General features: G+C 34.5%; 23 protein-coding genes and 1 other RNA gene. 14 read left to right on the forward strand and 10 right to left on the reverse strand.

The features are described 5' to 3' along the window. Window positions 1-41 precede the first annotated feature (41 nt). The 5 genes from PSU83_RS00990 (at window position 42) to PSU83_RS01010 (ending at window position 3,688) form a co-directional block, all read left to right on the forward strand. A complete protein-coding gene (locus PSU83_RS00990) occupies window positions 42-326 on the forward strand; it encodes a DUF493 family protein (RefSeq protein WP_300585723.1) in 285 nt (94 codons plus the stop codon). Beyond that, window positions 326-1,039 carry a DUF4290 domain-containing protein gene (locus PSU83_RS00995; protein WP_300585725.1) on the forward strand — a complete coding sequence of 238 codons (714 nt, stop codon included), beginning with the start codon at window positions 326-328 and terminating at the stop codon, window positions 1,037-1,039. The genes PSU83_RS00990 and PSU83_RS00995 overlap by 1 nt, the downstream gene beginning before the upstream one ends. A gap of 80 nt (window positions 1,040-1,119) precedes the next feature. Further along, the gene (gene murA, locus PSU83_RS01000; RefSeq protein ID WP_300585727.1) at window positions 1,120-2,430 is read left to right on the forward strand and encodes a UDP-N-acetylglucosamine 1-carboxyvinyltransferase; all 1,311 of its coding nucleotides are present in this window, start codon (window positions 1,120-1,122) and stop codon (window positions 2,428-2,430) included. Between the two features lie 3 nt (window positions 2,431-2,433). Continuing rightward, a complete protein-coding gene (locus PSU83_RS01005) occupies window positions 2,434-2,877 on the forward strand; it encodes a hypothetical protein (RefSeq protein ID WP_300585730.1) in 444 nt (147 codons plus the stop codon). 43 nt (window positions 2,878-2,920) lie between these two features. Beyond that, window positions 2,921-3,688 (forward strand): TSUP family transporter, encoded by a 768-nt coding sequence (locus PSU83_RS01010; RefSeq protein WP_300585731.1) that lies wholly within the window; start codon window positions 2,921-2,923, stop codon window positions 3,686-3,688. Here PSU83_RS01010 and PSU83_RS01015 read toward each other — a convergent pair whose 3' ends face one another. Both PSU83_RS01015 and aroQ read right to left on the reverse strand, forming a co-directional pair. Continuing rightward, a complete protein-coding gene (locus PSU83_RS01015) occupies window positions 3,689-6,166 on the reverse strand; it encodes a DUF5686 and carboxypeptidase regulatory-like domain-containing protein (protein ID WP_300585733.1) in 2,478 nt (825 codons plus the stop codon). It abuts the gene before it with no gap. Window positions 6,167-6,307: 141 nt separating this feature from the next. After that, window positions 6,308-6,721 (reverse strand): type II 3-dehydroquinate dehydratase, encoded by a 414-nt coding sequence (aroQ, locus tag PSU83_RS01020; protein WP_300585735.1) that lies wholly within the window; start codon window positions 6,719-6,721, stop codon window positions 6,308-6,310. A 292-nt stretch (window positions 6,722-7,013) separates the two neighbouring features. On the opposite strand from aroQ, the gene PSU83_RS01025 reads away from it, so the two are divergent. The 3 genes from PSU83_RS01025 to PSU83_RS01035 all read left to right on the forward strand — a co-directional run bounded on the left by PSU83_RS01025 (window position 7,014) and on the right by PSU83_RS01035 (window position 9,033). Next, window positions 7,014-7,592, forward strand: coding sequence for an outer membrane beta-barrel protein (locus PSU83_RS01025; RefSeq protein ID WP_300585736.1), 579 nt, complete (start codon window positions 7,014-7,016; stop codon window positions 7,590-7,592). A gap of 76 nt (window positions 7,593-7,668) precedes the next feature. After that, entirely contained in the window at window positions 7,669-8,568 is a 900-nt protein-coding gene (gene xerD, locus PSU83_RS01030; RefSeq protein ID WP_300585738.1) for a site-specific tyrosine recombinase XerD, read from the forward strand. Between the two features lie 69 nt (window positions 8,569-8,637). Then, window positions 8,638-9,033, forward strand: coding sequence for a response regulator (locus tag PSU83_RS01035; RefSeq protein ID WP_300585740.1), 396 nt, complete (start codon window positions 8,638-8,640; stop codon window positions 9,031-9,033). A gap of 46 nt (window positions 9,034-9,079) precedes the next feature. Here the strand turns inward: PSU83_RS01035 and rny are convergent, their stop codons facing one another. From rny to PSU83_RS01055, 4 genes are all read right to left on the reverse strand, one after another. Continuing rightward, window positions 9,080-10,642: a ribonuclease Y gene (gene rny / locus PSU83_RS01040; protein WP_300585742.1), complete on the reverse strand. Its 1,563-nt coding sequence runs from the start codon at window positions 10,640-10,642 to the stop codon at window positions 9,080-9,082. A 50-nt stretch (window positions 10,643-10,692) separates the two neighbouring features. After that, window positions 10,693-10,798: non-coding RNA, 6S RNA (ssrS, locus tag PSU83_RS01045), on the reverse strand. A 50-nt stretch (window positions 10,799-10,848) separates the two neighbouring features. Then, window positions 10,849-11,142: a cell division protein ZapA gene (locus tag PSU83_RS01050; protein ID WP_300585744.1), complete on the reverse strand. Its 294-nt coding sequence runs from the start codon at window positions 11,140-11,142 to the stop codon at window positions 10,849-10,851. 4 nt (window positions 11,143-11,146) lie between these two features. Further along, window positions 11,147-11,437 carry a hypothetical protein gene (locus PSU83_RS01055; protein ID WP_300585840.1) on the reverse strand — a complete coding sequence of 97 codons (291 nt, stop codon included), beginning with the start codon at window positions 11,435-11,437 and terminating at the stop codon, window positions 11,147-11,149. A 185-nt stretch (window positions 11,438-11,622) separates the two neighbouring features. Here PSU83_RS01055 and PSU83_RS01060 point away from each other — a divergent pair, with 185 nt between their 5' ends. Genes PSU83_RS01060 through PSU83_RS01070 form a run of 3 tightly spaced genes read left to right on the forward strand, consistent with a single transcriptional unit; the run spans window position 11,623 to window position 16,568 of the window. Beyond that, window positions 11,623-13,320, forward strand: a complete 1,698-nt coding sequence (locus PSU83_RS01060; RefSeq protein ID WP_300585746.1) for a M23 family metallopeptidase — start codon at window positions 11,623-11,625, stop codon at window positions 13,318-13,320. A gap of 9 nt (window positions 13,321-13,329) precedes the next feature. Continuing rightward, the gene (locus tag PSU83_RS01065) at window positions 13,330-15,810 is read left to right on the forward strand and encodes a carboxypeptidase-like regulatory domain-containing protein (RefSeq protein ID WP_300585748.1); all 2,481 of its coding nucleotides are present in this window, start codon (window positions 13,330-13,332) and stop codon (window positions 15,808-15,810) included. 38 nt (window positions 15,811-15,848) lie between these two features. Further along, window positions 15,849-16,568 carry a hypothetical protein gene (locus PSU83_RS01070; RefSeq protein WP_300585750.1) on the forward strand — a complete coding sequence of 240 codons (720 nt, stop codon included), beginning with the start codon at window positions 15,849-15,851 and terminating at the stop codon, window positions 16,566-16,568. Here PSU83_RS01070 and PSU83_RS01075 read toward each other — a convergent pair. From PSU83_RS01075 to PSU83_RS01090, 4 genes are read right to left on the reverse strand one after another with little or no spacing between them, the layout of a single operon-like run. After that, window positions 16,565-18,394 (reverse strand): ABC transporter ATP-binding protein, encoded by a 1,830-nt coding sequence (locus PSU83_RS01075; RefSeq protein WP_300585752.1) that lies wholly within the window; start codon window positions 18,392-18,394, stop codon window positions 16,565-16,567. The genes PSU83_RS01070 and PSU83_RS01075 overlap by 4 nt on opposite strands. Then, window positions 18,394-20,121: a phospho-sugar mutase gene (locus tag PSU83_RS01080; RefSeq protein ID WP_300585754.1), complete on the reverse strand. Its 1,728-nt coding sequence runs from the start codon at window positions 20,119-20,121 to the stop codon at window positions 18,394-18,396. The genes PSU83_RS01075 and PSU83_RS01080 overlap by 1 nt, the downstream gene beginning before the upstream one ends. A gap of 37 nt (window positions 20,122-20,158) precedes the next feature. After that, window positions 20,159-21,118, reverse strand: a complete 960-nt coding sequence (locus PSU83_RS01085) for a glycosyltransferase family 2 protein (RefSeq protein ID WP_300585756.1) — start codon at window positions 21,116-21,118, stop codon at window positions 20,159-20,161. Next, window positions 21,119-21,652 (reverse strand): DUF4199 domain-containing protein, encoded by a 534-nt coding sequence (locus PSU83_RS01090; protein ID WP_300585758.1) that lies wholly within the window; start codon window positions 21,650-21,652, stop codon window positions 21,119-21,121. 227 nt (window positions 21,653-21,879) lie between these two features. On the opposite strand from PSU83_RS01090, the gene PSU83_RS01095 reads away from it, so the two are divergent. From PSU83_RS01095 to mtaB, 3 genes are all read left to right on the forward strand, one after another. Further along, on the forward strand, window positions 21,880-22,131 hold the full coding sequence (locus PSU83_RS01095; protein WP_121314882.1) for a type B 50S ribosomal protein L31: 252 nt from the start codon (window positions 21,880-21,882) through the stop codon (window positions 22,129-22,131). Between the two features lie 140 nt (window positions 22,132-22,271). Next, a complete protein-coding gene (locus PSU83_RS01100) occupies window positions 22,272-23,447 on the forward strand; it encodes a GlmU family protein (RefSeq protein ID WP_300585760.1) in 1,176 nt (391 codons plus the stop codon). A 136-nt stretch (window positions 23,448-23,583) separates the two neighbouring features. Next, window positions 23,584-24,912, forward strand: coding sequence for a tRNA (N(6)-L-threonylcarbamoyladenosine(37)-C(2))-methylthiotransferase MtaB (gene mtaB, locus PSU83_RS01105; protein WP_300585762.1), 1,329 nt, complete (start codon window positions 23,584-23,586; stop codon window positions 24,910-24,912). The last annotated feature ends 59 nt before the right edge of the window (window positions 24,913-24,971 follow it).

Genomic DNA, 24,971 nt, shown 5'->3' on the forward strand with positions numbered 1-24,971 from the left:
TCTGAAATCAATACTGTATATTTGCTTTTATTTTATAAAGAATGGATAAGAAGACAGAAGAATTTTATGCAAGATTGCGCGAAGAGTTGGGTAACACTTCAACTTGGCCGGGCGAATACTTATACAAATTTATTATCCCTACAGACAACCACAAAATTGCATTAGTAGAAAATGCTTTCGACAACATAGGTGCTGTTATTCACACTACACAATCAAAAAACGCAAAATACACTAGCATATCAATAAACGTTACAATGGAAAGTCCGGATAGCGTAATTGAAAAATATATTCAATTGTCAGCAATTGAAGGAATAATATCATTATAATGACTGAAAAGTATATAAAAGAAAATGCCAACGAAGTCGTATTCAATTTAGAATATAACGCCGAACGTTCACATTTAATCATCCCAGAGTATGGTCGTCATTTGCAAAAACTGATTGATCAAGCGGCTATAATTGAAGATCGAGTAGAGCGTAACAAAGCTGCGAAATATATTATTCAAGTCATGGGAAATCTAAATCCACATTTGCGTGATGTATTAGATTTTCAGCATAAATTATGGGATCAGATTTTTATTATGTCTGACTTTAAATTGGATGTTGATTCACCGTATCCCATTCCGACACGAGAAGTAATTCATCTGAAGCCCGAACGTTTAGCCTATCCTCAAAAATATCCAAAATACCGTTATTATGGGAACAATATCAAGTATATGATTGACGTTGCCAACAGTTGGGAAGAAGGTGAAATGAAAAGTGCTTTGGTAAAAGTAATTGCCAATCACATGAAAAAATCGTATTTGAGTTGGAATAAAGATACGGTTACCGATGTTGTAATTTTCGAACATTTATATGAGTTGTCAGATGGAACCTTGAATTTATTACAAAGCAGTGAAGAGTTATTGACTACAAACGATTTGATGCGTACCAATAAAAAGGTGTCTAACAAGAACATGCCGATATCTAATAATCCAAAGGTTAAAAATAATAAGAACGGCAAAAAGCCCTTTATCAAAAACAATACTAATCAGAAATAGTTACGAGTTACAAATTATGAATTCAGTTTCGTACTGGTCATAATTTATAATTCATAATTTATAATTCATAATTATAAGAAATGGGAACTTTTAAAATTGAAGGTGGAATTCAACTAAAAGGTGATGTAACACCGCAAGGATCTAAAAATGAAGCGTTACAAATATTATGTGCGGTACTTTTAACTCCAGAGAAAGTAACAATTAATAATATTCCAGACATTATTGATGTCAATAAACTAATAACACTTTTAGGAAACTTAGGCGTTAAAATCCAAAAAAACGGCCCGAGTTCTATTACGTTCCAAGCGGACGATGTAAATGTTGGTTACCTTGAAACCGAAGCATTCAAAAAAGAAGGCGGAAGTTTGAGAGGTTCAATTATGATTGTTGGTCCACTATTGGCACGTTTCGGGAAAGGATATATTCCGAAACCAGGCGGTGATAAAATTGGACGTCGTCGTTTGGATACACACTTTGAAGGATTTATTAATTTGGGTGCAAAATTCCGTTACGAAAGAGAAGATCATTTTTATGGTGTAGAAGTTAAAGGAAGATTAAAAGGCGCACACATGTTGCTTGACGAGGCTTCTGTAACTGGAACAGCAAACATCGTAATGGCGGCTGTTTTAGCTGAAGGAATTACTACAGTTTACAATGCTGCGTGCGAACCATACTTGCAACAGTTGTGTAAAATGCTGAACTCGATGGGAGCGAAAATCACTGGAGTAGGTTCAAACTTACTGACTATTGAAGGGGTTGAAAAATTAGGCGGTTGTGAACATACAATCCTTCCGGATATGATTGAAATCGGTTCTTGGATTGGTCTTGCGGCTATGACAAGAAGTGAAATTACTATTAAAAACGTTTCTTGGGAGAATCTTGGTGTGATTCCGAGTGTTTTTAGAAAATTAGGAATCACTTTAGAGAAAAAAGGGGATGATATTTATATTCCAGCTCATACTAAAGGATACACTGTAAAAACAGATATCGACGGTTCTATTTTGACTATTGCCGATGCGCCTTGGCCCGGTTTTACACCTGACTTATTGAGTATCATTTTAGTCGTAGCCACTCAGGCCGAAGGCGATGTTTTAATTCATCAAAAAATGTTTGAAAGCCGTTTGTTCTTTGTGGATAAACTGATTGATATGGGCGCCAAAATTATGTTGTGTGATCCACACAGAGCCGTAGTTATGGGACACAATTTCAAATCCCAATTGAAAGCAACGGTGATGAGTTCGCCTGATATTCGTGCGGGAATCTCATTATTAATTGCGGCATTATCGGCTAAAGGAACTTCGACCATTCAAAATATCGAACAAATTGATAGAGGTTACGAGCGCATTGATGAAAGACTTCGGGCACTTGGAGCCAATATTGTTCGAATGTAGTTTATGAGAGTTTTTTCCTTTTGTCTACTATTATTATTACTGTCGTGTAAAACAACGTATCGCAGAGTTTCAATAGATTCTATTTCTAAAACAGAAAAACAAAAGGTGTACAATTTTGGTAAAAGAATTTTGGAAACCTGTAAAACAAGACAGTTCATTCAGTTAAGTGAAAAAGAAGCTACCAAAGGACTTGCTGCACTTTCATTAGAAGAAATGCAACATGCGTGCGATGTAGTAGATAAAAGAAATGGAAAGTTTATTAATATGAACCTTGTTGAGGTTATTGACAATACTTACTCAGGAAATTCTAAAATATACAGGTACAAAGCCAATTTTGAGAGAAATGATTTTGTAAATGAAGTTCGGATTTGGTTAGGCATCGATGGAAAATTTCAAGGAATTATTTGGAAGGAATGGAAAGACGAATATACACCGTATAAAAAATAATAGAATCCCAATGTGAAAGCATTGGGATTTTTAATTTCATTAAATGGAAAACTATATAATTATTTTGCTTTGTCTCGCGGCTTTCCTTGCCGGATTTGTTGATGCTATTGTGGGCGGCGGCGGATTAATTCAAACTCCAGTTGCGCTGATATTATTGCCGAATTTAGCGGTAGCTTCTGTAGTTGGTTCTTTAAAAATTCCGTCGTTTAGCGGAACGGCGTTGGCAGCGAATCAATATCTGAAGAAAGTGACCATGAATTGGAAATTGCTTTCTGTGATGGCAGTTGTGGCCTGTGCTTCGGCTTTTTTAGGTTCACATCTTTTGACTAAAGTTCATAATGATTTTATGAAACCAATTTTGTTGGTCGTTCTAACATTAATTGCCATTTATACTTTTATCAAAAAAGATTTTGGAACGCACACCATCAAAAATTTATCCGAAAAAAAACAACTTTTCCTTGCTGTTATCTTCAGTGTAATAATCGGGTTTTATGATGGATTTATTGGTCCCGGAACCGGAAGCTTTTTTGTTCTAGCTTTTGTCACGATTTTGGGTTTTGATTTTCTTCACGCCTCGGCGAACGCCAAAATGGTAAATCTTGCCACTAATTTTGGTTCGATTTGCCTTTTTATTATCAAAGGGAAAATCATTTGGGCAATTGCGATTCCCATGGCGATTTGTAATGCTTTTGGCGGTTGGGTTGGTGCCAAACTCGCTATCAGAAAGGGCAACGATTTTATCCGTGTATTCTTTCTGATAGTAGTAATTGGAACTTTAATTCGTTTTGGATATGATGTGTTTTTTAAGTGATTATTCCAATACATTCAAAAACTTAAGCCCAAAAAGTACGGCATCGCCTTGGTAACCGTTTTGGTACGAACGAATATAATCTACTCTAAAAATACGGAATTTACCAAATCCTAAATTGTCTAAACCAACAGTAAATTCTTGGTAAGGTTTTCTATCCGGAACAGCAAGGTTATGAAATCCTAAAACCAATTGTGATCTCAATTTGTTCAGCAACGGAATTTTATTCATTATATATCCTTTGTCATTGTGTTCTGCATGGAATTCCAAAAAGCTGTCGTTTGTACTTGCTGAATAATAAGGAAGATTATTGAAAACATTAGTGTAGCTTTCGCCACCGGTAACATGTGTTTGGTTTCCATTAAAATGTCTGTAATCAACAAATGAAATATTATCGGCATTGAAAAACTTTCCAGCTTTAAGGTTCAGTTTCATTTCGCCTTTGTTGCCAATGCTCAAATCTTGAGTGATTCTTGCCGAAAGGAAATCGTATTCATACTTTTTATCCGTTGCGGCAAATGTTTTTTCGTAACCTAATAAAATAGACGGATAATCATCATTTCCGATGTTGTATTTACCATCGGGACGCGTCCAATAGTGTTGACCAAATTTGATTCGTGCCACAACATTAGCTTTCATTAAATTATGTTTTTCAAAAGCAGGAGTGACAAAATCAAAAGGCAATAACGGATTGTTTGAGGTATAAACATCAGAGGATTTGACAACGCTTTGATCACTAGTATTCCACAATGGTTTTCTTTCAGAATATTCTAAGTTCAAATTCAAATTTAGTCCGTTGATGACTTCTCTTCCGAAATAAGCTGAAACAAAATTTTTCTCATGCAATTTCATGAAGTTGTTTTTGAAAAACAAACTGCTGACCGAATTCACCAGATTTGAAATTGGATTATTTAGATTAAATTGGTTTACGCTGCTTCCTCCGTTAACTGAAAGTAGGCTGTTGTTTAGGTTGTTAAACTTGCGCTGATAACTTCCGGTAACTCTAAGTTTTTTTTCAGAAAATCCGTAATCAAATCTTGAGCCAATTCGAGTATAAGTGCGTTTTTCTTCGTCACGTTTTAAGTACGATAATCCAACTTGTGTTTTCCAACCCTGAACCGTATTAAACGTGGTCGACATCAATGGACCGTCGTAACTCACTGACCATTTTTTATGTGAATTGCTATAAGTATAACCGTTAATGATATCAGTTAATCTAAATTTATTTTTTTTCTTATCGATAGAATCTAAATACTGTTTCGATTTCTTTTTGGTTTGTAAAGCATCTTTTTTCAAATAATCCGTCGTTTCTTCCGATGTCAAAGGAACTGGACGAATGGTGTTCCAAAACGAATCTTCTTTTTTATTCGCATTTAATTCAAATTTCAAGACTTCATTCGTGAAGGTTTTCTTTTCAAATTTTTCTGGGAATTCGAAGTTGGTGAATACATACGTAAAGCGTCCGCTGATGTTAACACCCAACATTCCGGCTTCGAAGTCAACCGTCTGAGTGTTTTTTGCCCAAATTTTATTCTGACTGTTGTAACTGAAATTTTGTTTTAAAACTAAATTGTTCAATGCAGGATTGCCCATTTGCGCCCCTGTTATTGCCAAATCAACAGCGTAAATTTCCCAAGAATCATCTACAATATAGATGTAGCCATTCATTGCTGGTTCGGTATCGCGTTTCGGTGTGACTTTTATTTTATGTATCATTTTATTGCCTTCATACATAAAAAAGCCATCGTATTTGTATTTGTAATAGTTGAACGCATTGTCTGCAATTGGGGAAACTACTTTTGTGTCAAATTCTAAGTAATTTTCGTAAAAATCAAAATTCACATCAGCAGCATTGTTAAAACTGAATCCGTTATCGTTTCCGCTCACTTTGGAAGCCACAATAACTTCTTTCATTTTGTCTGGTTTTTGAAAAGAGATTTTTGAAACGGTTTCCGATAAGTATAAAATACCGCTTCGACTAGAATCTATAATTTCATCAAAGAAATCAATCTTTTGTCCCATGATTGTTTTGGGAAGATTCTTTACTCTGAAAATTCCACGTGAATAGAAATCCGCATTGTATTTAGCCGTTTTTTTCGAATTCTCTTTGCGACTAGCAATCGCACTTCTCATTATAGCATCAGCTGGATTTACTTTGGCATCGATTACGACTTCATTTAAAGTAAAATTTTCTTCTACTAATACGATTTTTAAATTTTCAGCAAACTGACTTTTACTAATTGTTTTCTTTACTGTTTTATAGCCTAAGTACTGAAAGATGATGGTTGGGTTTTCCCCTTTTACATTTAATATAAATTCCCCAAGATCATTAGTAGTTGTACCATTATAAGTATTCTCTTCAAAGATGTTTACAATGGGTAATGGGTTTCCTTTTTCATCGATAACCCTTCCTTTGATTTGTGCAAATGAAGTAATGGTTAAGAAAAGGAATAAAATCGAAAGTAAGTTTTTTTGTGTCATGGTATATATTAAATGGATATTATAGAAAGGATTCCACTGGGATTCACTGAGAATGATTATTAATGTTTATTTGGAATTATTTAGAGATTTAAAATAATTTGCTTTGTGATTCTCCTTTTATCTCTGTGCAACTCTGTGTAACTAAAGAAAGGATTGTAAAGCTAATTCGTAACTCTTCAAACCGAAACCAATTATGATTCCTTTTGCATTAGCTGAAATAAAAGAGTCATGGCGAAAAGTTTCTCTGGCGAAAGTATTGGATATATGAACTTCAATTGTTGGTATTGATATTGCTTTTACGGCATCGCCAATTCCAATAGAAGTATGCGTGTATGCAGCCGCATTCAAAATAATTCCATCATAAGTAAATCCAACTTCCTGAATTTTATCTATCAGCTCGCCTTCTATATTACTTTGATAATATTCTAATTCGATACTGTTGTATTTCTGTTTTAATTCCTGAAAGTAATCTGTAAATGTTAGGGTTCCATAAACTTCGGGTTCTCGTTTGCCCAACAAGTTCAAATTTGGACCATTTATGATTATAATTTTCATAACTGACTAATGTTTTCAGTAAAAATAGAAAATCTTAGGATATAGAAAGTTAATTTTAATAGTATTTTTCAAAGTAATTATGTTAAAATTGGTCTTTAAAAGCCTTGTTTCGTTGGATTGATTTTTAACTAAATTACGATATTTGAATTGGATTTTTTGCAATTGACTGATTAGTAGTTTTTTGTTGTCAATATATTGTTAATAACATTGTTAACAACTGCATTGTTCGTATATAGTGGTAGAAAAGGATTACTTATAAATTTGTCTATATTAATTTTAAAATTAAATAAACATGAAAAAAATTATTTTAACAGTAGCTGCAGTATTCGCTTTGACGTTTGCTAATGCACAAGACAAAAAAGAAAGTTCAGAAGGATTTTCAAAAGGTGATTTGTATTTAACAGGTACTTTCAATTTTTCAAGTGACAAAGACGCTGCAGAAGTTAAAACTGATGGTTTAACAATTGCTCCAGGTGTTGGTTACTTTTTATCTGAAAACATTGCTTTAGTTGGATCTTTAGAGTACAGTTCTAACAAAGTTGGCGATGCTAAAACAACAGGTATTGGTTTAACTGCAGGAGTTAAATATTTTTGGACACCAGCAAGCAAATTTTCTCTATCTATTGGAGGTGAACTAGGTTATGCTACTGTAAAAGATGATGCATCTGATGTAAAAGTTAACGCATTTGGAATCAATGTTCCTGTAGGTTTAAACTATTTCGTATCTGATAGTTTTGCTATCACTTCTGAGTGGGCTGGTTTAAGTTATACATCAGCTAAAGCTGATACAGACGGAGCTAAAAATGCAACTAGTTTAGGTTTAGGTTTAAACATGTCTACTATCTCTTTCGGTTTGTTATACAAATTGTAATTAGTTTAGAACATACACAATTGAACCGCGCTATTGGCGCGGTTTTTTTATATCCAAAATTTTGTTACTTTGCTGTATGAACTGGAGTAATTATATCAAAAGCTTTCAATCCTATCTCAAAATTGAGCGTGGTTTGTCAAAGAATACCGTTGACAATTATACTTTCGATTTGGAACGATTGTGTACTTTTTTAATTGAAAATGACATAACAGTTTCTCCAGAAAAAATCAGAGAAGAAACGATTCAGCAATTTATCTATTCCGTTTCCAAAGAAGTAAACGCCCGTTCGCAAGCCCGAATTATTTCAGGCTTAAAAAGTTTTTTCAATTACCTAATTTTTGAAGATTATAGAAATGATAATCCAATGGAATTGATTGAAGCGCCGCGTATTGGTAGAAAACTTCCAGATACACTTTCTCTTGAAGATGTCGATACTCTTATTGCAGCGGTCGATTTGTCTAAAGAGGAAGGTGAACGGAATAGAGCCATGCTAGAAACGCTTTATGGTTGTGGCCTTAGGGTTTCTGAAATTGTAACCTTGAAGATTTCCGATTTATTTTTTGACGAAGGCTTTATAAAAATTACGGGTAAGGGAAATAAACAACGATTTGTTCCTATTGCCAAAGCCACTCAGAAGTATATAGAACGCTACAGAAACACAATCCGAAATCACAAGCCTATTGCTAAAGGTTTTGAAGACACGTTGTTTTTGAATAGAAGAGGGAAGCAGTTGACTCGAGCGATGATTTTTACGATTATAAAAACATTAGCCGTTAAAATCAATCTTCAGAAGAATATCAGTCCGCATACCTTACGACATTCCTTTGCAACACATCTTTTAGAAAACGGAGCTGATCTTCGCTCTATCCAAATGATGCTTGGACATGAGTCAATTACCACCACTGAAATTTATGTTCATTTAGATCGAAAACATTTAACACAAATCATCAATACATTTCATCCAAGAAAAACCTAAAATATGATATTTTTACATACTTTAGCAATGGTTTTGAAAATAGAATTACACCTAAATCAATTTTAAACAATGAAATTTAATGACGTTTTTGTTGTAGATGATGATAAGATTTTTCATTTCATCATTAAAAAATTACTAGTCAATAATAACATCAATGTCACGCCGTTCTTTTTTGAAAACGGATTGCAAGCGATAGAAGGAATCAAAAGCAAAATTGATAATCAAGAAACACAGCCCGATTTAATTTTGTTGGATATTAATATGCCGATTCTAGATGGATGGCAGTTTCTGGAGGAATTTAGATTACTTAAAAGTAAAATTCAGAAAGAAGTCGTAATTTATATTATTAGTTCTTCGGATAATACAGTGGACAGGAATAGAGCAATTGATTTTAAAGATGAAATCACAGATTATTATCTCAAGCCCATTACAACAGACGGAATAAGATCAATTTTTACAGTATAAAAAAAATGCGACCATTTGGCCGCATTTTTTATTATAACTCTATAAATTATTTAGCAATATTTACTGCTCTAGTTTCGCGGATTACTGTAATTTTCACTTGTCCAGGATAAGTCATTTCAGTCTGGATTTTTTGTGAAATCTCGAACGAAAGGCTTGCTGCATTTTCATCACTTACTTTTTCGCTTTCCACAATTACACGTAATTCACGTCCGGCTTGAATTGCATAGGCATTTTTTACACCACTAAATCCGAAAGCGATGTTCTCTAAATCTTTCAATCTTTGGATGTACGAATCTAAAACTTGACGTCTTGCACCTGGTCTTGCACCTGAAATAGCATCACAAACCTGAATGATTGGAGAAATTAGGTATTTCATTTCAATTTCGTCGTGGTGTGCTCCAATAGCGTTACACACTTCTTCTTTTTCACCAAATTTTTCAGCCCATTGCATTCCAAGTAATGCGTGAGGTAAATCACTTTCAGCATCCGGCACTTTTCCAATATCGTGAAGTAAACCGGCGCGTTTCGCCAATTTAACATTTAAGCCTAATTCAGCGGCCATGATTCCGCAAAGTTTAGAAACTTCACGCGAATGTTGCAATAAATTTTGTCCGTAAGAGGAACGGTATTTCATTCTACCAACCACTTTAATCAACTCTGGATGTAATCCGTGAATTCCTAAATCAATTACGGTACGTTTACCAACTTCTATAATTTCGTCATCAATTTGTTTGGTAGTTTTAGCAACAACTTCTTCAATTCTAGCTGGGTGAATTCTTCCATCTGTTACTAACTTGTGTAATGACAAACGAGCAATTTCTCTTCTTACCGGATCAAAACAAGAAAGGATAATGGCTTCTGGTGTATCGTCAACAATGATTTCAACGCCAGTTGCTGCTTCAAGCGCACGGATATTTCTACCTTCACGACCAATGATTCTTCCTTTAACATCATCTGATTCGATATTGAAAACAGAAACACAATTCTCAACGGCTTCTTCCGTTCCAACACGTTGAATCGTATTAATGATTACTTTCTTAGCTTCTTGTTGAGCCGTTAGTTTCGCTTCTTCAATAGTATCTTGAATGTGCGACATCGCTTTAGTTTTAGCTTCAGCTTTCAAACTTTCTACCAATTGTTCTTTCGCATCTTCAGCAGAAAGTCCAGAGATAACCTCCAATTGGTTTACTTGACTTTTATGAAGTTTTTCAAGTTCTTGTTGTTTCTTATCTAATAACTCTATTTTACCAGTGTACTCAATGGTTTTAGATTCAAAATCGTCGTTTATTTTTTTAGCTTTTGCCAGTTCACTTGAAACCTGTGATTCTTTATCACGTGTTCTTTTTTCTACTTCTGCTAATCGTTTGTCTTTACCTAAAATCTCTTGCTCGTGCTCCGATTTTAATTCTAAAAACTTTTCTTTAGCTTGTAATAATTTGTCTTTCTTGATGTTTTCTGCTTGAAGATTTGCATCTTTTAATATTGATGCCGCTTCTTTTTTAGCGTTTTTAACCATATTGGAGATGTTGCTTTTTTCAAGGAATTTCGCTATCCCAAAACCGCCAGCAATCCCGACAATAAGTGCAATTATAATAAATGTAGTTCCCATGTTTTGTTTTGTGTTTATAAATAAAAAAAGCCTACATTAGGTGAATGCATAAACTCGAAAAGACAAGTTTTGAGCTAACTCGTTGGTCAAGGATCCACGTAAAATGGCGTGCTTTAGTAACGACGATTTGCTCATTTTAATTTGTTAGTGTTGAGTTTACCAATTAAATCTAATGTAGGCGGTATTGTAATCCTATGTTAAGAACGTTATTTTTTTTCGAGATAATCGAATAATAAATCATTTAACTTTTTCAATCTTTCAAGATCTTTGTTGTCAATGGAACTTTCAACTTGCCTTTGTTCTACTTGCGAGGCAAATTGCAATGCGCACATGGCCAATACATCTTGTTTGTCGCGAACAGCATAGTTTTCCTCGAATTGCTTAATCATCACATCAATTTTTTTGGAAGCGCTACGCATTCCTTCTTCCTGAGACATATTTACCGTTAACGGATAAACCCGGTCTGCAATTGATATTTTTATTTTAAGCTTTTCATCCATATTTTTAGTCTGATAACTGCGCTATGCAGTGATCTATCTCTCGGATTAATGAATTTATTTTAAGCTTCGTATCTCGTTTATTTTCTTCACCGCCTAATAATGAATTTGCCATTCGGAGTGATTCACATTCTGATTTTAATTGTAAAATTTCGTCAGATTGTTTCTGAATTACGGTTGCAGTTGTAGTTTTTTCAGCTTTAATCGAAATGGAATCTTGTTCTAAACTCTTAATTTTAACTAAAAGTTTGCCAATTCTGTTTTCGAGAGAATCAATTATTTCTGCAATTTCACTCATGAATTTGTTATTCATTACTTACATCACAAAGTTAGGATTCTATTTTACTTTTACAATAGTTTTGTCAATTATTTATCTCTTATTCTACTTCAGATTGTAATATTATGTTTTTTAAGTCGTTACAAAATACTTTTGTGTTGTAATTTTTTACGCACTTTTAATTATATTAGCCAAAAGAATTTTTTATGAGAAATTTTCGGTTTCTTTTTCTCTTCTCTATTTTTAGTTTTGGACAAAGTCAGTATCCAAATTACTATTTTCGTTCTCCACTAGACATTCCGTTGTTGCTTTCTGGAAATTTTGGAGAATTAAGGCCCAACCACATTCATGCCGGATTAGATTTCAAAACACAAAAAAAGGAAGGGTTTAATGTTTACGCTGCGGCGGATGGCTATGTGTCTCGAATTAAAATTTCTGAGTATGGATATGGTAAAGCTATTTATATCACGCATCCCAACGGATTTACTTCGGTTTACGGGCATTTGCAATCGGGTTTTGGTGAAATAGAAAAATTCATTAAAAAAGAACAATATAAAGCCAAGTCCTACGAAATTGATATTCCTTTAAAGCCAGATGATTTATTGGTAAAAAAAGGAGATGTCATTGCAATTTCAGGAAATACAGGTGGATCAGATGGGCCGCATTTGCATTTTGAAATTCGAGATACGCAATCTGAAAAAATTATCAATCCATTGTATTTCGGATTTGATTTACTTATTCCCGATACTAGACGTCCTAATATTAATAGTTTATGGGTTTATCCATTAGATGAAAATTCGGTTGTAAATCAGTCAAAACGGCCACTATCGGTAAATTTGTCTTTGCAGGAAGATGGAAGTTATCTCGCTGATAAGGTCGAAGCCATTGGTAAAATCGGATTCGGCATAACTGCAGTCGACTTAGATGATGTATCGTGGAATGCCAACGGTGAATTTAGAGTGCAAACGTACTTGAATGGAAAAGCTGATTTTGGATACCAATTTGACACATTTGGCTTCGATGAAACGCGCTACGTTAATGCGCTAGTCGATTATGAACGCTATAAAAAACTTGGCCAACGCGTTCAAAGATTGTTCATGAAGAACCCGTATCCGTTAAGTATCGTTACACCAGGGATTGCTAACGGTATCATTTCAATTTCGAATAATATTACCCAAATGTATCGCATTGAAGTCGCCGATTTTAACAACAACGCTACCAAAATTTTTATTCCGATTCACTATTCGGCGCTACCGGCCAAAGTTTCCGAAGTTCCCATTACTTCAAAATATTTTGTCAAAGCCAAAAAGGAAAACATATTTTCACTTGAAAATGTAACGGTTACTTTTCCGCCGAATACCTTTTATGATGATTTTTATATGAATTTCGAAGTCAAGGACGGATTGCTGAAATTGCATGAAGATACTGTTCCGGCACATACCAATTTCTCCATTACATTTGAAGATTCGATTACGCCTCAGAAAAACAGAGAAAGTATGTTTATAGGTTCAGTTTATGGTAAAAAAATCAATTACTTCAATACTAAACGCTACAAAAATTCGTTTACTGCCTACACTAAATATTTAGGAGAGTATAAATTGTATAGAGACGGAACGCCTCCCAAAATTAAAGCCGATAAAAGTATTGGTGGCAAGTGGATTACTAATTTAAGTCAACTACAATTCACCATTTCTGATGCTTTATCTGGAATCAAAAGTTACGAAGGCTATCTGAATGGAAATTGGATATTATTTGAATACGAAAGCAAAACAAAAAAAATAATTCATCGCTTTTCAGACGGAATTGTTACCGAAGGAAAAAACGATTTAAAAGTGGTAGTTACTGATAATGTTGGAAATTCTACTATCTTTGAAACACATTTTTTTAGAAGTCAAAAACCATAACGATATAATTTGAAAACAAATAAATACCTTTTTACGCTCCTTTTTTTTACGATAAGTATCATTGCTTTTGCGCAAAATCAAACTGCTAAGGTTGCCGGAATTGTGCTAGATGAAAATAATAAGCCTGTTGAAGGTGTTAATGTTAGTTATCAAACCAAATCAGCCACAACCGATAAAAATGGTTTTTATCAATTAACGGTTCCTGCCAATCAAAAAATAATTTTGGTTTTTACCCATACCGCTTTAAAAAGCATCACATTTCCTATACAATTAAAGGTTGGTGAAGAGTTTGAGTATAATTTGTTAATGGATGACAAAGCAGAACAATTGAGCGATGTAATTATTACCAGTAGTAAACGAAGAGTTCAAAATATTACATCCATAGACCCTGAAACCATTAGGAAAATTCCAGGCGCTAATCCTGGAGTTGAAAGTATATTAAAATCGCTTCCTGGAGTTCAAGGAAATGGAGGAGAATTAAGTACAACGTACAATGTTCGTGGAGGAAATTTTGATGAAAACTTGGTTTACGTTAACGAGATTGAAGTCTATCGTCCATTTTTAATTCGTTCGGGACAGCAAGAGGGATTGAGTTTTACCAATACCGATATGACACAGAATGTCGATTTTTCTGCTGGTGGATTTCAAGCAAAATATGGCGATAAATTATCATCTGTTTTGGATATTACTTACAGAAAACCAACAAAATTCGGATTGGCAGCGGAAGCCAGTTTTCTTGGCGGAAGCCTAACTGCCGAAGGAGCTTCAAAAAACAAAAAATGGTCAGCCATCACTGGAATCCGATATCGCGACAATTCGCTGTTGGTAAACAGTCAGGAAACACAGACTAATTTCAGACCAACTTTTGCCGATGTGCAAACGAATGTGAATTTCAATCCAAATGAAAAATGGCAATTCAGTTTCCTTGGAAATGCCTCGCAAAACCGATATAATTATCAGCCTTTAACCCGTCAGACTAATTTTGGTACTATTGACGAACCAATTGCACTACAAGTATTTTACGAAGGTCAAGAAAAGGATAAATATCAGACACTTTTTGGAGCATTTAAAACGAATTATGTTGCTAACGATAACAACACGTTCAAGCTGATAACCTCTATTTATCACACCCAAGAACAAGAATATTTTGATATTTTAGCAGCCTATTTCTTAGGAGAAGTGGATACCAATATTGGTTCGGAAACTTTAGGGCAAGTAACCTTTAATCGTGGAATCGGAACGCAATTAAACCATGCTCGTAATGATTTGGATGCCTTAATTTTCAATGCTGAAATTAAAGGAACACATCAATTAAATGATAAAAAACAACAAATAGACTGGGGTTTTAAATACACCCGTGAAAATATTCGCGACAGAATAGTAGAGTGGGAAGTAATAGATTCGGCTGGGTTTTCAATTAATCCACCGCAATTTGATTTTCCAAATGAGCAACCTAATAATCCTTACACAGGACCATTAGTTCCTTATCAAAATGTTAGAGCAACTAATTTTGTCGACATCAACCGATTTTCGGGTTATGCCCAATGGAGTACAAAAACGACTATCGGTGAAAACCAATTGTGGATTACTGCAGGTGCCCGTTTTCATACTTGGATGGTTTCAGGTAGAGATATTAACAATGCAAAGAGACAACAGGTTTTTAGTCCGAGAGCACAATTTGCCTTAAAACCAAATTGGGATAAAGATATGTTGTTTAAATTATCCGTTGGTTATTACCACCAACCGCCATTCTACCGTGAGTTAAGGGATTCACTTGGAACGGTGCAGCCCAATGTAAAAGCACAGCAATCCGTTCATTTTGTTTTGAGTAATGATTTTAATTTCAAGATGTACAACCGCCCGTTCAAGTTGGTTACAGAAGCCTATTATAAAACCATGACCGATGTAAATAGTTATACTTTAGAGAATGTTAGGATTAGGTATCGGGCCAATAATGATGCGGTGGCTTATGCTTATGGTTTTGAAACCCGACTAAACGGAGAATTTGTTCCCGGCACAGAATCTTGGTTGAGTTTTGGATATATGAAAACGGAAGAAAGCATAAATGATCGAGGGTATATTGCCCGTCCGACAGACCAACGATTGAAATTTGGAATCCTTTTCCAAGATTATATGCCGAATATTCCGAACATGAAATTGTATCTGAATTTGGTTTACAATACAGGTTTGCCTGGCGGTTCGCCTTCTTATGCGGATTCGTATACCTACCAAAGCCGTTTGCGTGATTACCGTCGTGCTGATGTTGGGTTCTCTTATGTCTTTACAGAAAGAAATAGTGAAAGACCAGAAGGACATTGGTTAAAAAAATATAAAGATTTATCGGTTGGATTTGAAATCTTTAATTTGTTCAATAATCAGAATGCGATAACCAATACTTGGGTGCGAGATGTATACACCAAAAATCAATACGCCATTCCAAACTACATGACTACGCGGGTTTTCAATATCAAACTGACTGCAAGATTGTAGAAATAATTCACTATTTTTGAGTGTAAAATTTTAGCCTTATGAAAAAATATGTTCCTTATATTTCTGTACTTTTAGTGGTGGTTCTTTACAGTTGTAAAAAGGAAGAAGCGACCAAGCCAAAAGTAATTTACGAAAACACAGCAAAATCTAAATCACAGGTTACTGTCGATACTTCTCAGATTGAAATTGCAGATTTGCCTGTAAATATGGATGGGACAAATTACTTAATTTATCCGATTGGCGTTATGGCTGGAAGCGGAAAGGGAATCAAACCATCTTCAGATTCAGGACAAAGTTTCACCGTATCTAACTACGGGGAATACCAAATCACGGGCTACTTGAAAAATTTGAAGTTTCAGGAAATTGGGAAGGATACTATTGTTGCTTTAACTGACAAGCCCGTTTTTATTCAAACCGCAACTTATTTGAAAACTGTCGCAGATAAAACCAACCAACAATTAATGGTGTATTCCTTAGCAGATATGGATACCAATAAAGACGGAAAATTAGATACTAATGATATTGAATCATTGTATATGAGTACAATTTCAGGACAAAATTTCACCAAAATTTCTACAGACTATCACGAGTTAATTGATTGGAAAATTATAGAATCCAAAAATTTATTGTTTTTCAGAACTATTGAAGATGCTAGTAAAAATGGTCAATTCAGCAGCAACGATATCGTACATTATTTCTACATTTCTTTATCGCAAAAAGAATGGAAAGCTGTTGAGTTTTTTCCTGTAAAAAATTAATCAAACGATTGCATAGAAACCAACTTAGAATACGTTCCGTTGTGAGCCAAAAGTGCTTCATGCGTTCCTTGTTCTACTATTTTTCCTTTTTGCATTACTACAATTAAATCGGCTTTTTGAATTGTGGATAATCTATGTGCAATTACTACTGAAGTTCTATTTTGCATCATATTTTCCAAAGCAACCTGAACCAATCTTTCACTTTCGGTATCCAAAGCGGAAGTTGCTTCGTCCAAAATCATAATCGGTGGATTTTTCAAAACCGCACGCGCAATAGACAAGCGTTGTTTTTGTCCTCCAGAAAGTTTGTTTCCGCTGTCACCAACATTTGTATTAATGCCTTCTGGTAAGTCTTTAACAAATTCGTAAGCATTGGCAATTTTTAAGGCTTCGATAATTTCTTCATCAGTCGCGTCAGGTTTTCCCAATGCGATATTGGCTTTAATCGTATCATTAAAGAGGATAGAATCTTGGGTAACCAATCCCATTAAATCGCGTAACGATTTGATTTCAATGCCTTTAATGTCAACCCCGTCGATTGAAATTTTTCCTTCGTTTACATCATAAAAACGAGTTAATAAATTAGCAATAGTACTTTTTCCAGAACCCGATTGTCCAACCAAAGCAACGGTCTTTCCTTTAGGAACTTCAAGCGAAAAATTCTTTAAAACATTTTCCTCTTCATAACGGAAGTTGATGTTTTCTAAGACTATTTTGTCTTCAAAAGTTTGTTTTTTGATGGCATTTGGGTTGTCTGTAATAGTGTTTTCTACTTCTAAAACTTCAAAAACGCGTTCTGCTGCGGCTAATCCATTTTTTACTTGATAAGAAGCTTTTGATATTGATTTTGCTGGAGTTAGAATGTTATACGCCAAACCTAAATAAACAATGAATAGTGCGCCATTTAAGGTTTTGTCAACCAATACTAAATTACCTCCATACCAAAGTAATATAGCAATTACAACAATTCCCATAAATTCGCTCATAGGTGAAGCTAAGTTATTTTTTTTACCAATGCTATTGTCAAGTTTTAATAATCGAGTGATTGAATTGTTAAATAATGATTTAAAATAACCTTCGGAATTATAGCTTTTCACCACTTTTAACCCACTTAATGTTTCTTCAACGATAGAGATTAAATAACCATTTTCTTGTTGCGCTTTGGTAGATTTTGCTTTTAAACTTTTTCCAATTTTTGAAATAATAAAACCCGAAATAGGAATAAAAATGAATACAAAAAGTGTTAGTTCAAGACTTATTTTCAACATCGCGATAATAGCAAATAGAATAGTAAGTGGTTCTTTTACAATTAATTCTAAAATTAAAAAAAAGGAATTTTTCACTTCGTTGACATCACCCAGCATTCTTGCCATAACATCCCCTTTTCTTTTTTCAGAATAGTAAGAAACTGGCAAATCGATAATTTTGGCAAACATTTTATCTCTTAAATCTTTTAGCACGCCATTTTTAATTTTCATTAAATGTTGAGATGCTAAATAATTAAAAATGTTCTTGAATAAAAATGTAGAAATTACAATTGCGACTGTTAGTAAAAGCGCATATTGTGGGCCATTTTCAGCAGAAAGTTTTGTAATGTAAAATTGTAAATATTGTTTTCCGTATTCGCCAACTTTATCTATTCCGGTGTAAACAGGAAGTGTTGTAACAGCTTCATTCATTTTGAAAAGAACTTCCATTAAAGGAAATAACGCAACAAATGAAAGCGTACTAAACAAAGCGTACAGAATGTTGTAAATTACATTCCAAACAATGTGACTTTTAAATTTTAATGCAAACGGAATTATTTTTTTTAAATTTTCATCCATTAGTTCAATTTCATTTCCGAAATTATATTCTTGATTTTGGTGTCTAAAAATGCTTCTGCAGCCGGAATTTCATCCACACTTTCAATAGCGGTATTCACACTAAAATAAAATTTGATTTTAGGTTCTGTTCCACTTGGACGAGCGCAAATTTTAGAGCCATCTTCTAAATAATAAATCAGCACATCCGATTTTGGTACTGTTAAAACTTCTGTTTCATTACTCAATAGATTTCGCGCCGTAGAATTTTGATAATCTTCGACCATAATAACGCGTTGTCCATTAATTTCAGAAACGGGTTTGTCACGCATATTAACCATCATTTGCTTGATTTCTGTAGCGCCATCCATTCCTTTTTTGGTAATCGAAATTAAATATTCTTTAAAGAAACCAAAGTCAACATACATCTGTTGTAATTCTTTGTAAACCGAACTTCCTTTTTCTTTGGCTTGAGCCGCAATTTCACACATTAGTAAAATAGCACCAACGGCATCTTTATCGCGAACCGCATCGCCCACCATAAAACCGAAGCTTTCTTCTCCGCCGCCAATAAATTTTAACTCAGGAAAATCTTTGATGAATTTTGCAATCCATTTGAAACCCGTTAATCCTACTTTGCATTCTACCTCATAAGCCGAAGCTAATTCGAGCATCATTGGAGTAGAAACGATGGTTGAACCAATGAATTGTTTTCCGTTGATTTTCCCAGCTTTTTTCCATTGTTCCAAAAGATAATGTGTCATTACCACCATAGTTTGGTTTCCGTTGAGCAACTGCATTTTACCTTCATTATTTCTAACGGCAACTCCAAGTCGGTCGCTATCAGGATCCGTTCCAAAAACGATATCGGCATTAATTTTATCGGCCAAAGCCAAAGCCATTGTCAACGCTTCAGGTTCTTCGGGGTTTGGAGAAACCACCGTAGGGAAATCGCCATTGGGTACTGCTTGTTCTGGAACGATATTCACATCAGTATAACCTGCCAATACTAATACTTTTGGAACCATTTTAATAGAAGTTCCGTGTAACGATGTATAAGCAATTCTCAAATGCTTTCTGGCTTCCGCCGAAGTATTAAAGCTGGCATTTTCAATAGTAGATTTGGCAAAAGCCTCGTCAATTTCAGTATCGATGTATTTGATTAAACTTTCGTTAGCACCAAATTTGATTTCGCTGTATTTTAAATCTTCAATTACCTGAATAATTTCTCCATCATTTGGTGGAACTAATTGCCCTCCATCTTGCCAGTATACTTTGTAGCCATTATATTCCGATGGATTGTGAGAAGCTGTTAACACGATTCCGGCATGACATTTTAAGTACCGAACTGCGAAAGACAATTCCGGTGTCGGACGCATATCTGAAAATAAATAAACCTGAATATCATTTGCCGAAAAAACATCCGCAACCACTTTAGCTAAAGTGTTACTGTTGTGACGACAATCGTAAGCAATCGCCACTTTCAAATGTTCGCCTGGAAATGATTTTTTTAGATAATCCGATAAACCCTGAGTGTTTTTTCCAAGAGTATATTTGTTAATACGGTTGGTTCCAACGCCCATTATGCCGCGCATTCCGCCCGTTCCAAACTCCAAGTTCTTATAGAAACTTTCTTCTAAATTTTTTGGAGAAGAAGTCATCATTTCTGTGATTTCGTTTTGTGTTTTTTGGTCAAATGCAGGCGTAAGCCATTCGTTTACTTTGTCTAAGATATTTTTTTCGATGTGCATGGTCTTATTTTTTATTCGATTCTAAAGTTGGAATTATTTACAAATTCACTTCTTTTGAAACTTTGTAGCGTTCTTCGTTGTTTTTTGTTCGTAATATGATTTCGCCTAAAAATCCAGCTAAAAATAATTGGGAACCAATAATCATCGCCGTCAAAGCGATATAGAACAGAGGATTTGCAGTTACTAATATTGTTGAATCATCTAATACAAACAGTTTTAATAATTTAATAGCAATGATCAAAAATGTGGATACTAATCCAATGATAAACATGATTACTCCTAGTGCACCAAAAAGATGCATTGGACGTTTGCCGTATTTAGAAATAAACCAAATCGTAATCAAATCTAGAAAGCCATTGATAAAACGGCTCATTCCAAATTTGGATTCACCATATTTTCGTGCTTGATGAATTACTACTTTTTCCCCAATTTTGGCAAATCCGGCATTTTTAGCCAAAACCGGAATATAACGGTGCATTTCGCCCGAAACTTCAATGTTTTTGATGACTACATTTTTGTAAGCTTTTAACCCGCAATTGAAATCATTCAGTTGAACTCCAGATGTTTTTCGGGCTGCCCAATTGAATAATTTGGAAGGTAAATTTTTACCCACAACCGAATCGTACCGTTTCTTTTTCCATCCTGACACTAAATCAAAATTTTGAGTCATTATCATGTTGTACAGATCTGGAATTTCATCTGGGCTGTCTTGTAAATCGGCATCCATAGTAATAATTACATCGCCTTGAGCTTTCGCAAAACCTGCATGCAGCGCTTGTGATTTTCCAAAGTTTCTCTGAAAACGAATTCCTTTTATATTTGAGTTCTCTTCGGAAAGCTGCTCAATAATTTTCCACGAATCATCCGTACTTCCATCATCAATAAAAATAACTTCGTAAGAATAGTTGTGGGCCGTCATAACTTTGACAATCCATTGGTGTAATTCGGGTAAAGATTCCTGCTCGTTTAAAAGCGGAATTATAATCGATAGATTCATTTATAATCCTTCAGATGGTGATTTAGATTTGAAAATTGCTGCTAAAATTAATCCGAAGATAGCCTGAAACACTAATGCAATAGCTAATCCAAACAACATATTTCCAATAGTGTAATTGTCTGTTTCTGATAATTTTTGCATGGTTTCACTTATTTGAGCTGATTGCGCACCCATTTTTTCCATCATATCAGAAGTATACTTCATCGTGATTTCTTTAATGGTTTGTTTAGCTCCTGGATCAACAATATTGAATAAAACATAATTATAAACGGTAGAAATAATAGTTCCAAGTAATGCTGCAATAAAATACACTGTGAAAGCATCTTTAAAAGGCAAAACTCCATTCAATTGTTTCTTAGTTTTCGAAACTAAAACTACACCAATCGTTATAGCGATTACTATGGATACGATTCCAATCCACCAACTTGTAAATAGTTTTAAGTCAATTACATAAATAGCAGTTGTGAATAGAATTGAAAACAATCCTAAGATAATTCCAAAAGTGACTCCGTTTTTCTTAATAATTTCATTCATAATGTTTAGGTTTTTAATTAATCAACAAATATAGTAATTCCGTAATTACAAATATTAAGTATAGTGTATTTAAAAAAAGTTACATATTGATTTGATTATTAAAAAATAATTGTATTTTTGCACACTCAAAATAAAAAAACAAGAATAATAAAAGTTGTAGGGAGTTGATACCTTTCGGAGTGAAAGCATCAAAACAAACTACTTCATAACAATAAAAAAGATTTATCATGAAAAAAGGAATTCACCCAGAAAATTACAGATTAGTTGCTTTCAAAGACATGTCAAACGAAGATGTTTTTATCACTAAATCGACAGTTGAAACTAAAGAAACGATCACACACGAAGGTGTTGAGTATCCAGTTTTCAAAATGGAGATCTCTAGAACTTCTCACCCTTTTTACACAGGTAAATCTAAACTTATCGATACTGCAGGACGTATTGATAAATTTAAGACAAAATACGCAAAACACGCTAAATAAGTCCCGACAGATCGGGATTAGTGCTTCAATTTTATCAAAACCATTCCCGAAAGTGAGTGGTTTTTTTATTTTTAGTTGTACCCAATTTTACTCTTAAACTTTGTAACTTTGAGACTTCATAACTTTGAGACTTGAAACAAATGAACTACATACTTTTCGACGGAACCGTTCGTAACGCACTTTTACCTTTTACGTTTACAAGGCCAGTTGCTGATATTCGTATCGGAATTTTGACCATTCGCGAAAAATGGGAGAAATATTTAGGCTACACCACCACAACTTTGACAGAAGAATATCTTTCTGAAAAGTATCCAATGGTTGAAATGGAAGACAATGTAATGATTAATGCCTCTTTTTTGCCTAATGATATCCTGGCGGAAATGGTAAAGAGTTTGGAAAAAAATCAGGCCATTTTTAGAGAGGATGAAGTCATTGCGTTTTATACCAATGATACGCAGGATGAAGTTGATTTTGATAGTTATGAAATTATTGAATTCAGTGAAGATTGCTTGACTGTAAACAATACTTGGGATATTTTTGCTAAGAATGATGCTGCGCTACGTGAAGATTTTGAATTGATTACCGATGGAAGACATTCGCAATCTATTCCGAAGAGCGTCAACGTAATTTCACCTGAAAATATATTTATAGAAGAAGGAGCAAAGCTTGAATTTGTGACTTTAAATGCTTCAACGGGACCAATTTATATCGGAAAAAATTCCGAAATCATGGAAGGTTCAGTAATTCGTGGACCGTTCGCATTATGCGAATCCGGGCGAGTGAAACTAGCTTCAAAAGTATATGGCGCAACTACGGTTGGACCGCATTCCGTAATTGGAGGCGAAGTAAGTAACTCGGTTTTGATGGGCTATTCCAATAAAGGTCACGATGGATTTTTAGGGAATTCTGTTTTAGGTGAATGGTGTAATATTGGCGCCGATAGTAACAATTCTAATCTAAAAAACAATTACGAAGAAGTGCGTTTGTGGAGTTATGAAACGGAAGGTTTCGCCAAAACAGGCTTGCAATTCTGCGGATTGATGATGGGCGATCACAGCAAATGTGGAATAAATACGATGTTCAATACTGGAACTGTTGTCGGTGTTTCGACCAATATTTTTGGTTCGGGATTCCCGCGCAATTTTGTTCCAAGCTTTTCATGGGGTGGCGCTTCTGGATTTACAACGTATCTGACTTCAAAAGCATTTCAAACAGCCAAAATAGTGATGGCACGCCGACAAATTGAGTTTTCTGATGAAGATGCTAAAATATTAGAGCACGTTTTTGAAGAAACTAAGAAATACAGAAAAGAATAATGAATTTTCTTTGACACAGATTCACAGATTTTAAAATCATTTTTAATCTGTGAATTTGTGGCTATTTTTATTTTAAATTTTTGTTTAATTTTGCGCTCTCAATTTTTGACAACGATTTCACTAATTGAAGCAAATTATGGAAAACAAGAAAAAAGTAGCATTCTACACTTTAGGATGTAAATTGAACTTCTCCGAAACATCTACCATAGCGAGAAATTTTAAAGACGAAGGTTTTGAACGTGTCGATTTTGAAGAATTTGCCGATATGTATGTCATCAATACGTGTTCTGTAACTGAAAATGCCGATAAACAATTTAAGCAAATTGTAAAGAAAGCCATGAAAATCAACGATAAAGCATTCGTTGCTGCCGTGGGATGTTACGCGCAATTAAAGCCTGAAGAATTAGCTGCTGTTGACGGTGTTGATCTGGTTCTAGGTGCTACCGAAAAATTCAAAATTACTGATTATATCAATGATTTGACCAAACATGCTCGGAGCGAAATTCATTCTTGTGAAATTGAAGAAGCTGATTTTTATGTTGGAAGTTATTCCATTGGCGACAGAACTCGTGCCTTTTTGAAAGTTCAGGATGGCTGTGATTATAAATGTACGTATTGTACCATTCCATTAGCGCGCGGAATTTCAAGAAGTGATGCGTTGGGAAATGTGTTAAATAATGCTTCTGATATTTCGAAACAAGGAATCAAAGAAATCGTTTTGACTGGAGTAAATATTGGAGATTACGGAAAAGGCGAATTCGGAAACAAAAAACACGAACATACTTTTCTTGATTTAGTGCAGGCTTTAGACAAAGTAGAAGGAATTGAAAGACTTCGAATTTCATCCATCGAACCCAATCTTTTGAAAAACGAAACCATCGAGTTTGTATCCAATAGCAGAACGTTTGTTCCTCATTTTCATATTCCGTTACAAAGCGGTAGCAACGCTATTTTAAAAAAAATGAAGCGTCGTTATCTTCGTGAAGTGTATACAGAAAGAGTGAATAAAATTCGAGAAGTAATGCCTCACGCTTGCATTGGTGTTGACGTAATTGTAGGCTTTCCTGGCGAAACCGATGAAAACTTTCTAGAAACGTATAATTTCTTGAACGAAATGGATATTTCTTATCTACACGTTTTTACCTATTCTGAAAGAGATAATACAGAAGCTGCTGAAATGGAAAATGCTGTTCCTATGAATGTTCGAAATAAAAGAAGTAAAATGTTGCGCGGATTATCCGTTAAAAAACGTAGAGCATTTTATGAAAGCCAAATAGGAACCAATAGAAGTGTTCTTTTTGAAAGTGAAAATAAAGAAGGCTACATTAATGGTTTTACCGAAAATTATGTAAAAGTAAAAACACCTTGGAATCCGGTATTGGTCAATACTTTGCACCAAATCAAGCTGACCAAAATTGATGAAGATGGCTCAGTGCGACTCGATTTTCTTAATGTTATGGTTTAAAAAATAAAAACCCGTCTCATTTTTTAGAATAAGGCGGGTTGCTTTTTTAAAGTGCTAAA

Origin of the sequence: Flavobacterium sp. (assembly GCF_029945805.1) — a bacterium.
Taxonomy (GTDB): Bacteria; Bacteroidota; Bacteroidia; order Flavobacteriales; family Flavobacteriaceae; genus Flavobacterium.